The sequence below is a fragment of the Congregibacter litoralis KT71 genome (assembly GCF_000153125.2).
GTDB lineage: Bacteria > Pseudomonadota > Gammaproteobacteria > Pseudomonadales > Halieaceae > Congregibacter > Congregibacter litoralis.
Genome location: NZ_CM002299.1, coordinates 734246 through 747293 on the forward strand (window position 1 = coordinate 734246; position 13048 = coordinate 747293).

The 13048-nt window shown below is 57.6% G+C and carries 13 protein-coding genes; 2 read left to right on the forward strand and 11 right to left on the reverse strand.

The features are described 5' to 3' along the window. The first annotated feature begins 303 nt into the window (after positions 1-303). Both KT71_RS03325 and KT71_RS03330 read left to right on the forward strand, forming a co-directional pair. A complete protein-coding gene (locus KT71_RS03325; RefSeq protein WP_008292882.1) occupies positions 304-2679 on the forward strand; it encodes a TonB-dependent receptor domain-containing protein in 2376 nt (791 codons plus the stop codon). Positions 2680-2752: 73 nt separating this feature from the next. Beyond that, positions 2753-4417 (forward strand): alkaline phosphatase D family protein, encoded by a 1665-nt coding sequence (locus KT71_RS03330; protein ID WP_008292881.1) that lies wholly within the window; start codon positions 2753-2755, stop codon positions 4415-4417. Positions 4418-4558: 141 nt separating this feature from the next. Here the strand turns inward: KT71_RS03330 and KT71_RS20750 are convergent, their stop codons facing one another. The 11 genes from KT71_RS20750 to KT71_RS03385 form a co-directional block, all read right to left on the reverse strand. Beyond that, positions 4559-4696, reverse strand: a complete 138-nt coding sequence (locus KT71_RS20750) for a glycine zipper domain-containing protein (RefSeq protein ID WP_008292880.1) — start codon at positions 4694-4696, stop codon at positions 4559-4561. 219 nt (positions 4697-4915) lie between these two features. Beyond that, entirely contained in the window at positions 4916-6190 is a 1275-nt protein-coding gene (locus tag KT71_RS03340; RefSeq protein ID WP_008292879.1) for a serine hydrolase domain-containing protein, read from the reverse strand. Positions 6191-6244: 54 nt separating this feature from the next. Further along, positions 6245-6670: a nuclear transport factor 2 family protein gene (locus tag KT71_RS03345; protein ID WP_008292877.1), complete on the reverse strand. Its 426-nt coding sequence runs from the start codon at positions 6668-6670 to the stop codon at positions 6245-6247. A gap of 72 nt (positions 6671-6742) precedes the next feature. Next, positions 6743-7252 carry an anthrone oxygenase family protein gene (locus tag KT71_RS03350; protein ID WP_008292876.1) on the reverse strand — a complete coding sequence of 170 codons (510 nt, stop codon included), beginning with the start codon at positions 7250-7252 and terminating at the stop codon, positions 6743-6745. Between the two features lie 70 nt (positions 7253-7322). Further along, positions 7323-8168, reverse strand: a complete 846-nt coding sequence (locus tag KT71_RS03355) for an NAD(P)H-binding protein (protein ID WP_008292875.1) — start codon at positions 8166-8168, stop codon at positions 7323-7325. A 100-nt stretch (positions 8169-8268) separates the two neighbouring features. Continuing rightward, a complete protein-coding gene (locus tag KT71_RS03360) occupies positions 8269-9282 on the reverse strand; it encodes an AraC family transcriptional regulator (RefSeq protein ID WP_008292873.1) in 1014 nt (337 codons plus the stop codon). A gap of 125 nt (positions 9283-9407) precedes the next feature. Then, the gene (locus tag KT71_RS03365) at positions 9408-10373 is read right to left on the reverse strand and encodes a glutathione S-transferase family protein (protein WP_008292872.1); all 966 of its coding nucleotides are present in this window, start codon (positions 10371-10373) and stop codon (positions 9408-9410) included. Between the two features lie 79 nt (positions 10374-10452). Then, positions 10453-10959, reverse strand: coding sequence for a DoxX family protein (locus KT71_RS03370; protein WP_008292871.1), 507 nt, complete (start codon positions 10957-10959; stop codon positions 10453-10455). Between the two features lie 198 nt (positions 10960-11157). Beyond that, on the reverse strand, positions 11158-11385 hold the full coding sequence (locus KT71_RS03375) for a putative antibiotic biosynthesis monooxygenase (protein WP_023659896.1): 228 nt from the start codon (positions 11383-11385) through the stop codon (positions 11158-11160). Positions 11386-11420: 35 nt separating this feature from the next. Further along, positions 11421-12044, reverse strand: coding sequence for an isochorismatase family protein (locus KT71_RS03380; RefSeq protein WP_023659897.1), 624 nt, complete (start codon positions 12042-12044; stop codon positions 11421-11423). Positions 12045-12083: 39 nt separating this feature from the next. Next, a complete protein-coding gene (locus KT71_RS03385; protein ID WP_023659898.1) occupies positions 12084-12995 on the reverse strand; it encodes a pirin family protein in 912 nt (303 codons plus the stop codon). Positions 12996-13048 lie beyond the last annotated feature (53 nt).

Below are 13048 nucleotides of genomic sequence, written 5' to 3' on the forward strand. Positions count from 1 at the left end.
CTGGGAATAAGGGTCTCAGGTGAGGCAGCACGGATCATCACCGGCGCAATAAACAAAGCTTGCCACATTATAGAGAAGAATCCTGCTTAGGCTTTCTGAGGTTTCTTTTATCGAAGTCCCCCGATTCGTCACGAAACCGTAATCGAAGCTTCACTGAACGGTAACACCGCGGACGTCTAATACCCGGCGTTGGCACTCGGACCATTCCCGAGTGTTTGATGTCGTTCCGTGGTGGCTCCTACCTGTGGTGGTAGATCCCCCGCGGTCATTTCACGGGTTTTAAAACTTCGCAGGGTACAAATCATGAAAATCCATCGGACTTCACGCCGCGATCTCGTCGTAGCCGTAAGCTTAGTGTCAATCGCCATGGCCAGCGCCGGTGTCTCCGCGCAACAAGACGCGGGATCGGAAGCCAGTCTGGAAGAGGTGTTTGTTACCGCCAAGAGCGTGTCCTTCGGCAACAACACCGTCACCGATTCAATGAAGGCACAGCAGTCGCCGATCACCAGCGTTAATGCGCTTATCGACAATTTGCCGGGCGTATCGATACAGGAAGGTGATACCTACGGGTTTGACGATTGGTCCACGACGATCTCTGTGCGCGGTTTTCAGAACACTCTCGATACGCAGCAGATCGGCTCGACCATTGATGGGATGCCCAACGGCAACTCGAACTATGGTGGTGGCGCCAAGGCAAACCGCTACATTGACTCCGCTAACATCGAAACGGTGTCTGTTTCTCAGGGTACGGCGGATATCGCATCGCGATCCCTGGAAGCCCTCGGTGGCACGATTGACTACGTCACCTCCGACCCTACGGAAGAGTCCCGCTTCCGTGCCCAGGGATCCGTCGGCGAGTTCGATGCCCGACGGTACTATCTTCGCTACGATACGGGCATGCTCGGCGAGAGCACTCGCGCGTGGGTCAGTGTCTCGCAGCAAGAAGCCAGTGACTGGGTCAACGGCGCGGCAGAGAACGAGCGCGATCACATTGCCGCCAAGCTTGTGTCTCAGGTGGGAATTGCCGAGATCAAGGCTTATATCTCCTACGACGATACTCATGAAGATAATTACCAGCGACTGTTTTCACCCGAAGAATTCGTTGCTAATGCGGAATCCGATCGCCTGACAGAGACCTGGACCGGTATTCCCTACCAGGACCAGGTTTATCGTAGAGGCTGGTCGACACTGCGCGAGAATCTTCTGGGCTATGTCACGGCGGACCTGGCTTTCACCGAAACACTCAATCTCAAAGTCGGTGCCTACTATCACGACAACGAGGGTCGAGGTGACTGGCTTCCACCCTATCTTGTGAATGTGGTTGACGATATGGGCGGCCCTGAATCAGAGTTCACCGGTAATGCCGGCACCAACGGTGGCCCGTTCCTGGGGCAAATCTTCTTCGTGGATGCGAACGGCGCAACCCTGAGTCCAGCGGATGGTTGCGTATCTTCCATCACCTTCCCCTACGGTGGCGCCGGTCCACAGTATGACCCCGCGTGCTACGCCGATGGCGCGATTCCCGTGGGTTCCTTCCGTAACACGAATTACGAGAAGGAGCGTGCGGGCTTGATGGTCGACGGCGACTGGACGGCGGATCTTGCTGGTTTTACGAACACCCTTCGTGGAGGCATTTGGTACGAGGATCAGACTCGGGACGAAACCCGCACCTGGCACAAAATCACCGACAGTCGCGTTGAGTTCGCCGCCGATCCAGAGCCCTACTGGACACAGTACAACCGTAGCTATCCCCAGGAGGTATTCAAATGGTATGTGGAGGATACCGTCGACATCGGTGCGTTCTCCCTGACGGCTGGCGTCAAGCAGTTCCTCGTCGACGTGGCGCGGGAGGACAATTTCCAGGAGACGACGGATGTTTCTATCGATTCGGACTCCGACGTGCTCCTGTCTGCCGGTGTCGTCTGGCAGACGCCTATCGATGGTCTTGAGGTTTTTGCCGGCTACTCTGAAAACTTTAAAGCGGTATCCGACAACATTCTGGAGCGGCCCGATTCGGATCTCAGCGTGCTTGAGCCGGAGACCGCCGAAAATCAGGAGCTCGGGCTTCGCTACCGCGGTGACCGTCTCTTCCTGACGGCGACCTACTACCAGATCGACTTCAGCAACAGGATTATATTCCTGGGAGCTGAGAGCGTTGCAGGGCCCAATTATCTCATTGGTGATACGGGTACCTATTTCAACGCTGGAGGCATCGACTCCACAGGTTTCGAGGTAACCGCCGATCTGCGCCTCACCGATTCCCTGTCTCTCTATTCGGCCTACAGCCTGAGTGATTCAACCTATATCGGTACCGGAGACCCTCTTGTTGACGCCGGCTTGGGTGTTGTTCCCGGGAACGATGTCACGGGCATTCCGGACCAACAACTGGTCATGTCCCTTGATTGGTCCTGGGAGCGGTTTTCCGCAGGTATCAGCGCCAAGTACACGGGAGAGCGCCCGGTGCGTCTGGATAACAGCTGGATTGCCGACTCCTACACGACGGCGGATGCCTACCTTACGGTCACGGGTGGTTCCCGGGGGGACTTCCTTCAGGGCTGGAACATCTCGCTTCTCGTGAATAATGCTTTCGATGAGGATTATCTCGGAGGCATTTCGGGGCAGGGCGCCTGGATCGGCGCACCGCGAACGGTGTCAGCATCCTTCACCGTCGACTTCTAAAGTCGGGTATGCGGTAGCGTAACTGCTGGCGCCTTCGGGCGCCGGCTTTTTTAATAAATAGCGAGAACAGCCTATGAAGCTCACGCGTCGCAATGCCCTACGCAGCGCCACGGGGGCCCTGCTACTGCCCCTCGGTGGTTCGATTCAAGCTCAGCCGGATTCCAGGTCGTCGTCCGTGTTTGGGCACGGCGTTGCCAGTGGCGATCCCGACGAGCAGTCCTTTGTCATCTGGACGCGCATCAGTAGGCTGGCTGCAGAGGGCAGCGTAGATTGGGAGGTGGCGACGGATTCAGCCTTCCGCACGGTCGTCAGCAGCGGTCGCAGCGTCGCGTCACCGCGCCGGGATTACACGGTGAAGGTGCTCGTAGCCGGGCTGCGCCCGGGGATGCGTTACTACTATCGGTTTCACCATGGGAGCGAGGCATCGGCAATAGGGCGGGCGCGCACGCTGCCCTTGGGCGAGCTCTCTTCACTGACCTTGGCTGTAGCGTCCTGTTCAAATTACCCCTTTGGTCACTTCAACGCTTACGACGCCATAGCGGAAGATGAGCAGATCGACTGGGTGCTGCATCTGGGCGATTACATTTACGAGTACGGCGTCGATGGCTACGGCGCGGCGAGCGGGGCCGCAATAGGTCGAGAGCACGAGCCACGGCATGAGATCGTTACGCTTGGGGATTATCGAGAGCGCCATGCGCAGTACAAGAGTGATCCCCAATCCCAGCGTATGCATGCGGCGCATTCGCTCCTGGCGATATGGGATGACCACGAGGTAACCAACAATCCCTGGACCGATGGTGCTGAAAATCATCAGCCTGAGGAAGAAGGGCCCTGGGCAGCGCGACGCGAGGCCGCACTGCGGGCCTACTTCGAGTGGATGCCCGTGCGTGATCCGGCTCCCGGTCATTCCCTGGCAGATTACTGGCGCCACTGGCGCTTCGGTTCCCTGGCCAGTCTGATCACTCTGGAGACGCGCCATTCAGGGCGCGCCGAGCAGATCGAGTACGCCGACTACCGCGCGACCCTGACCGACGCTGACAGTGTGGAAGGCTTTTTGCGGGACGTGGTGGGCGCACCGGACCGCCCCATGCTCTCTCCGGCGATGGAGAACTTTTTGCGGGACGCTTTGACCGAATCCGCAGAGCTTGGCCGACCCTGGAAGTTGCTGGGCAATCAGATACCCATGGCCCGGACCCATCATCCGCGTTTTTCTGCTGATGTTCTCGCTGAGCTGCAGGATATGGTCGAGGGCGATAGCGCAGCTCGCCTGGAAGCATTCGTGGGTGCGGGGAACCTGGGTCTGCCCCTGTATCTGGATCCTTGGGATGGTTACCCCGTAGCCCGGCAGAAGCTGTACTCCTTGAGCGCGGAATGCGGCGTTCGGGACCTTCTCGTACTTACCGGCGATTCGCACAGCTTCTGGAGCAATCGTCTCTTCGATGACGCCGGAAAGTCTATGGGAATCGAACTCGGTACCACCGGCATTACCTCACCGGGTGACTTCAAGGCCTTTGGATCGCGCGCCTCGGAGCTCGTCGACGAAGCCCTTGCCGCTACCAACGACGAAATCGCCTGGACCGACGGACGCCACAACGGCTACCTGCGCCTGTCTCTCACACCAGACGCGGCGACGGCGGAGTTTCTGGCTGTCGATCAGGTTACAAGGCCTTCCTATGCGATGGAGACCTTGCGTACCGAGCGTATTTCGCACGAGGCGGGTGACCTCGTCTCCCTCTGACCTGGAGAACGCCAAGCCGGCGTCGTACAGATGGGTTTGCAGTTTCACATCGCCGAGCGTGGTCAATCGCCAGGTTCGGATCGGACCTTTGGGAAGCGGCTTTAGGGAGTCGTCGCATCACCGTGGGACCAGGTTCGAACCTTACTTCTGCATCGTTGCGCCGATGGCGGCACCAACAGCTATCCCGACGCCGACGCCCACGGCTATGTTGCCCAAAGCCACGCCAATCGCGGCGCCTATGCCCGCGCCAATTGCTATTCCTGCGCCCACATTATTCATTTTTTAGTGCTCCTTCGGGTCGATGTTGGCCGAGACGATACATTTGTGCTCCCAGTGGGTCTGTTCGCGATAATTCTCGTCAGGTATCTCTTCAGTCTGCGCGATGGCGGCTGAGACAAGCGTAACGAACTCACGTCTGAATACTGGTTCCCTGGTGTTTCGCGAATCACCTGGGAGTTGCGGATGGCATCCGCACGCGGGGCGATAAGCTGCATGGCATTAATCGCCCCGTCGCGGTCGTTTTGAGCTGCGGGTGCGAAGCCAGATGGCCAGGGGCACGCCAATCAAGATCACCAGGGTTCCGCCCGCGAACACTGCCAGTGCGGTCGGAAGACGAGAGGCGAAGCTCAGACTGTCGACATTGCCGGTCTTCCAGAATACCCACTCGCCTGCCAACTGCGTCGCCAGCATCGGGGTGCCAGTCGAGAGGATCACAATCCCATCGCCAGTCGCTGGATCGAGCCGCGCCGATGTGTTAATCGCAGGTTCGTTGCTGCCGTCGTGACCAATGATAAAGTCACCGGAATTGTTAGGGGCGTAGAGCATCGCGCCGAGACCCCATATCTCTGCGCCCATATCGGAGGCGTGAGGCGTTCTCGTCAAAGCAATCGCTTCTCTGGTTAGAACCGGGTTCGTTGAGCCCGGTCCCTGCCTGGCAATGAACCTGGCTAGATCTTCGGACGTCGTGAACAAAGATGTAGCCGCGAGCGCGGTGTACCAACGAAATGGCTCTGTTTTTCCGTCTGGCGTGAAGTTCTGCACGAGTCCGAGCTCGATGGCTTCTGAGTGATCAAATGTGGACCTGTTCATATCCATGGGAGCAAAGACGCGGTGGTGCATGAACTCTGGAAAGTCTTTCCCCGATACCTCTTCGATGAGTAGTTGTAGCAACGTGTAGCTGGCGCCTGAATATTGCCACGCAGATCCTGGCTCACGGCCCAAAAGGGTCTGACCATCCTTACCTGGTGACGCGTCCGCCGCCTTCGTCAGTGAGGCTTCGAGCGTCTGCCGGTCCCCTGCCGTATCGAATCCGTCATAGCCAAGGTTATCGGTGAGCCCCGCGGTGTGGCTGAGCAATCGTCGTACGGTCACTCCTGAAGCGTCGAACTGCGAGGCGGGGATTTGCCAGCGGGAGAGGTATTTGGAAACCGGCGCATCAAGATCGATCTCTCCTTCTTCGACAAGCGTCATGATGCCCCATGCCGTTAACCATTTGCCCAGAGATGCGACCTGAAAAACCGACTGTCCATCGACGATCCTGTCTTTCGATAGGTGAAATTCAGCCACTTTCATCCCGTGCTCGAGCAGGGTGAAGCTGAGGTTGCCCGCATTGTTTTTTTGAGCGATCTCTTGTGCTGCGATTGCAAATTCCGCGATGTCGTCGTTTCTTGCCAATGGACTGTGCCCCCACCCCTGATCCAAGGCAGCGAACACGAGACCGGCCCATAGCAAAAGCGACGCTATGACTGCCAAAGCGAGCTTTACGTACTTCATGGTTTTTCCTCCATTTCTGAGCGGGTACTCGTGTTGCCAACTCCCCGTGTTGACCTATTCGAGCAAATCCGCGTGCTGCGCCATCCAGCTTGAAAACTCGGCGAGTGAACTGTCGTCGAACCGGTCGTCCAGCTGCTGAATCTTTCCTTCTCGAAAGGTAGCTACTTCTTTGCCGCTGATGACCAGGTCAGGCGTGCCATCGATGGTGTACCGCACAGCGAATACCAGAGTGACCGTGTCGCCCTCACCAGTAATTTCGGGTTCACCCTCGAAAGCCCGATTGTCGAAGCGGCGGTCCAGAGAATCGACAGCCTTGCGCAGGTATTGAATTGCGGCCGCACCGCTGGTCAGCGTTTCACCCTCAGCGTTGTTGTAGCGCATATCGGATGCGAAATACGGCGTGATCCGGTTCCAATCGTCGTCCCTGTAGGTTTCTTCGAACGCATCGAAGTAGGCCTTGAAAATATCAACGTTGTTCATCTTTACTACCCTTGAGTTTGTTTTGTCCGCTACGGTTTATTGGCAGCAGCCTCTGCCTGAGTGCGACGCGCGTCATTTGTGTACCTGCCCGCTCGTAATAAGTGTGATGGCCGCGATGAAGTAGAGGCCTGCAGTCAGCACGCTGCCGATGCACCGGACGTGATTGAGTCGCGTCCACTTGCGGCCGTATTGCAGCCAGTAAGCCTGGCCCAGCGTGCTGTTGTGATCGAGCCCTTCGAGTTTGTTGTTCATGGGCACGTTGCCAAACATCGTCATCAGAAAGACGCTTGGCAAATACACCAGCGGGGCAAGGATCAAGGCGACCAGGGCTGCTCCCTCGAACATCACAAGACCGTAGAGCGCAAAGAGAACTGAGAACGGGGCGATCGAGAGAATACCAGCCACAAACTGTGTTCGTAGCACCGTTCGATTAGTGTGCTGCATAACCTCCATACCCCCTCCTGGCGACGCCCGAAGTAACGCCGCCATGAGGAACTCTGAAAAAGCCGAGAAGACCCCGCCGATCACGGCGCTCCAGAGCGCCAGAAACAGGCAGAAGTAAAGCGTCCAGTCGTAAGTCATCTGTAAAAACCCCGCCGCCGTGGATCGAAAGCCCCGGGGAGTCCCGGGGCGGTCCTAGTGAAGCCGGCGTTCATGCGGCCTTGCTCCATAAACCTGTCGCAGCGACTTCGCGCGCGTAATCCGAAAAGTCCCGGGGCGAGCGGCCGAGCGCGCGCTGGACCCCGTCTGTCAGATAGGCGTTACGACCATCGAGGACCGTTGCAAACAGGTAATCCAGTATCCAGACCACGTCGTCGGGCGCGCCTGAGCTTGCCACCTCCGACACGAAGGCGTCGTGCGGGACATCCACGTAGGCGATCTCGCGTCCGACCACACGAGACAGGTCAGCGGCCACGTCAGCGATTGACATCAGCCGTGGGCCGGTCACTTCGTAAATCTGCCCATCGTGGCGATCTTCCGTGAGCGCGGCGACGATAACATCGGCGACGTCATCCACATCCACGAACGGTTCGACCTGCTTGCCGGCGGGCAGTGTGATAGCGCCGCCCAGCACCATGTCGATGAACGCGCCTTCGGAGAAGTTCTGATTGAACCAGCTGGCGCGGACAATCGTCCATGGGATGCCCGACTCCTGCACGATCGTTTCGCAGGCCTGGGCCTCTTCTTCGCCACGACCCGACAACAGGACCGCGCGCTTGATGCCGCGACGTCTGGCCCGTTCCACGAAGGCCCGGATCGCGTCCGTTGCCCCGGGCATTGCCAGGTCCGGCGCATAGTTGATGTACACCGCTGTCACACCCTCGAGACAGGCGTCCCAGCCGGCCTCGTTATTCCAGTCGAAGGATGGGACCGCAGAGCGCGACCCGACGCGGATGTTGCAAGCTTTCGCCATCATCCGCTCAGCGACGCGGCGGCCCGTCTTTCCGGTGCCTCCCAAAACGAGAGTGAGATCTTCTTTACTGTGTGAGTTGTTCATTGACTTGCTCCTGGTTCGTTGCTGGAGCTCACAATGTAGGGTCAACAGGGCATCAACTCTTGCCCGCTGATGCCAGACTATTGACCGAGCACGACAATCGTCAGTTTTCCTGGGACGTCGGCCCCAGGCGATAGGAGCGAGGAGTCTGACCCGCCCAGCGCTTGAAGGCGCGGGTGAAGGCGCTTTGCTCTGAGAAGCCTGTCAGGAATCCGATCTCGGCCAGGCTGTAGTCCGTTTCCCGCAGCAGCCGTCGGGCGAGATCCCGGCGCGCCATGTCCACCACGCTTTGGAATGAGTGGCCGCTGTCGGACAGGCGTCTTTGCAGCGTACGACTCCCGATCCCCAATTCCGATGCGATCGATGACAGCGTTGGTACCCCCTCACTGAGCGTGCGAGCTACTGCCCGTCGAACCCGTTGCTCCAGACCGTGATCGTTGCTACTAGATGCCAGCTCTTCCTCGAGGTGTCGATCGAAGAAGCTCACAACCGTCTCGTCGCCCAGCCTGTTGGGCGCATCCAGTGTGTCCTCGCCGACGAGAAGCGCATCCCGAGGGGACTCGAAATGAACGGGACAGCCAAAGTGCGTTTCGTAGACAGAGACATCACCCCGTGCGGCGTGTTTGAAGTACACGGCGAGAGGCGCGAAGTTTGCGGTCGTGACTTCCCTGCTGATGACATCGACGGCCGCCATACTGGCCTCGTTGGAAAGCAGCATGCCCAGGCGGCCGTCGCCGGCCTTGTCCAAGCTGAAAAACCAGCCGTCGTTACTCTGCTCGGGAGTATAGATTTCGGCGCTGCCCAGAACGTGGCCGTAGCGTTGGGACCGGCCATAGGAACCGCGCAGATTGGGCGCGGTTTTCCAGGCCAGTCCGAAGGCACCGTACTCGTCGCTGCGCATGGTGGCACCGATGCGCAGTGGCAGCGACAGACCATGGGGATCACGGGCTACCAGGCTTGCGAAGAAATCATAAAACTGTGTCGACGCTACCATCCGTTTCGGATCAACGGCGGCCCCGGCTATGAAACCGAGGTCTTCCAAAAGATCGGCGGTCTCAACGCCTGCGCTGACCTGGCTAAGAATCTTGTGGACATACAAAGAGGTGATCTGGCTCATCGTGAATCTCTTTGGATCGGCTAATGTCCCGCATTTAAGATCAATATGATATCAAGTGGGTGGAGCAACCGCATGAAGCGACCAGAGTGCGCTAACAGCGAAAGAGTCGAGTATTGGTTTCATTATCATACTCCTTGCGCATCCAGATCACTGATGGGTCCCGTCGGCACGATTCCGGTAGGGTTTAATGCCTTGATGGAGTAGTAGCCTGCTTTGATGTGATCGAGGTTTACCGTATCTGCGATACCCTCAAGTGCGAGAGTTCGTCGCATGTAGGCGCGCAGGTATGGCATGTCTCTCAAGGTATTACGGTTACATTTGAACAGCCCATGGTAAGCGGCATCAAAGCGCACCAAGGTGACAAACAGACGTACGTCGGTTTCCGTTAAGCGGTCGTCAAACAGATAGGTGCGACCATCCGCCAGCCGGGACTCCATTTTGTCCAACGCAGCAAACACTTTGCCATAGGCCTCTTCATAGGCCTCCTGGCTAGAAGCGAAACCCGCTTGATACACGCCGTTGTTCAAGTCCATGTATAGATTGGTGTTCAGGGTATCGATATCTTTAGCAAGGTCGTCAGGGTAAAGATTCGGGCCCTGGTTCACTATTCCTGAGAATGCGCTATTGAGCATCCTGAGAATATCCGCAGACTCATTATTGACTATGGTTGCAGTATTCTTGTCCCACAGAATCGGTACGGTGGCACGTCCGGAAATCGCTGCATCAGCCAGAGTGTACAGCTCGTGCAAATAGCGTGCGCTATTAAGCGGGTCCTCATCAGCACCCGGGTAAACTCCGAACTGCCAACCCTGATCGGTCAGCCGCGGATCGACAACTGTGACGCCAATAACGTTCTGCAATCCCTTGAGTTCGCGAGCCATCAGCGTTCGCGACGCCCACGGACAAATGTAGGCAACGTACAGATGGTAGCGCCCAATCTCCGCTTGGAAACCTCCAGAGCCGGTCGGGCCAGGGGAACCATCCTGCGTAACCCAGTTCCGAAATGACGAGGTCTGCCGGATGAAGCGTCCCTGATCGTCTTTCGCCTGCACCGGCTGCCAGTTTTCCTGCCATTTACCGTTAATCAACATGTTCTATTCTCCTGCCGGGAAGGGTGCCCCGCTCCTGGGGAGCGCTATGAGTTAAAAGACTGAATCCAGTTCATAAACGCTACGTGCGGACACGCGACTCGTGTCCAATACCACCAAGACGCTTCGCCAAAACCCTGTCCAGTGCAAACCGTCCGGCGCCCTGAACAGCTATCGCCACCGCGACCACAAGTAGCGTCAGGGCGTACTCGTAACCATTGTTGGCGATGAACAAACCATTACCCATATGAACTGAGATTGTGGCCACCAGCATCGTGATCGCTATAGCGATAGCCGCGGGACGTGTCAGCAGGCCCACTATCAGCAAAAGGCCGCCAACGAATTCGGCGCCTCCGGCGAGCAAAGCCATCAGCAAGCCGGGCTCCAGGCCGATGCTGGCCAGCCACTTCCCGGTCCCTGCCAAGCCATAGCCGCCGAACCAACCAAAGAGTTTCTGAGCACCGTGGGCCGCTAGAATAAGCCCCACCGGTACCCGCAGGATCAGTCCCGCATAGTCGCTGCGTCTCTCGGGGTTTCCTGTGCTTCCCGGTCCGAGGGCGAGGTCTGTTGCTGTTTTAACCACGTTCATTTTCTTGCTCCTTATTCGTTGTTGGAGGTCACAAGGTATAGCCCGCAAGGCTCCAGTTATTGTCTTCTCGTGCCAGACTGTTAACCGATCGCGACAATCCTCAGCTGCCGCTGCGCTCCGCCCTGCACCAAAGCCGAATCGATGGGGCGTGGTCTGCGTCTCTCCAGATCTCGGGGCTTGCATGTAGTAGTTCTTCGGCTACCGATACAGCCAGTCACCCGCCACACGTGTCAGCAGTGGCATGATGAGATAGGACATCAGTCCAACCATGATCACCACCGATAACGAGACGTGGATCAGGGGAGAGTCGGGCAGCACGGCCTGAAGTGAAGGCGGGATAATGTGCACGGGAAAGAGGAGGCCCAAGAAGGTTAGCAATGCCATTTTGTGACGCTTTGGTGGATCACACGCCGTCGTCTTGCTCATGCTATTAGCCTCCTTATACCGAACGCACATTGTGCTTATGCAGCAACACTCGACCGCACCTGGCCAACGAGGGTGGCCCAATCCATACTGAGTGCACTGTAAACATCCGCCGCTTTCTCAGATGCATTGTCCGCAAGTATTTCGACCATAAGGCTTGCTCCATCGGCAACGACGACACCGCTCTGAGCAAGCCTGAGCAGCCCGGTTTCGCGCTTCGTGCGGTCGAAGGTCCCGCTTGCATCTACGGCGACGTAAGCTTCGAAGCCTTCGCGAGCGGCACGCATCGCAGGGAAGGCGGCACATACTTCGAGGGATACGCCGGCAAATATGAGTTTGCTTCGGCCGGTGGCACGAATTGCCTTTTCGACACGGGGGTCGTCCCAGGCATTGACTGATGTGCGGTCAATGAACGTATGGTTCGGCAGAGCTTTCTGCAGTTCAGGAAAGGCCGGCCCCCATAGCGTATTGGCCGAGGTCGTCGTCGTGACAATTGGTAGATTTAGAATGTGCGCCGCAGAAGCCAGTCCGACTACATTGTGTTTCAGTTCGGCGATGGAGTAGTCGCGCACGCCGGTCATTAATCCCACCTGATGATCGACAAGCACTAGGGCCGCGTTCTCGGCCGTGAGCGGGGAAGGATTTGTTATCGATTGGTTCATATCATTTCTCCTGATTTGCGTTTTAGGTGTGGGGGTACTTCAGGCGATTCGACCAAACTGGCCGGCCGCATAGGCCGCCTGGGCCTCGTCGATTTTTTCTTCCGAGTCCATGACGAAGGGGCCGCGCTGGACGAAGGCTTCTCGCAGTGGCTCTGCATCAAAAAGCGCGAAATGGCTGGTCGCGTTCTTGCGGCTCGCTAATCGAATGTGCACCGGATGTCCTGTGGAAGGATTGCTTATGCTTATGCTTATGGCGTCACCCTGTGGAATAGTGAGCAGTTGGCCAGCCACCGACACGCTCAGCTCACCCTCAACGGCATGTACCCACGCATTTCGTTGCTGCTTAAGAAGATGTTCAAAGCCTCTCGCTCCCATGACGTAACCATCTAGGATCGTCATGGAGGAATCGGGAGCGCGAAAACCAAGCACGTCATTTGAGCGCCCAAGCGCCACGCGAACGCGGTGGCTCTCGCTGGAAATCACCGGCATCTCGCTGCCGCGTACAAGTAAAGAGGTCGGCGTGTCATACCGTTGCCGCTGGGGCAGGTTTACGAATACCTGCAGGCCATGGATACGGGACCCTGGTCGCGGTGCCTCGTCGTGGAGCGCGCCGCTTCCGGCTTTTAGCCAGTAGAGGTCTCCTGGCTGCAGATCGAAGTCGTTACCCAGTGTGTCCCTGTTATGAAAGCGCCCTGCGCTGTCCTCAAAAAGGAGTGAGACTGCCGATAGACCTGCGTGAGGATGTACGCCAAACGTCGGTTCTGTCATGACGTAGTGATCCACCATGACGAGGGGATCCATGGCGACCTCGAGGTCCATGGCGCGAAAGCTTCTAGCTTCAAAGCCGTCACCAATGGAAAGCGCTGCACCGGATAATGGTGGACTCACGAGGGGGGCCACAGGGCCAGTGTGTGGGTGGCGGTAATCGATTGCTGTGCTGTTGGTATTCATGTTGGTGCTCTCCGTTGGACCGTTGTTGCTACGCCCTTTAAACATATATGGAA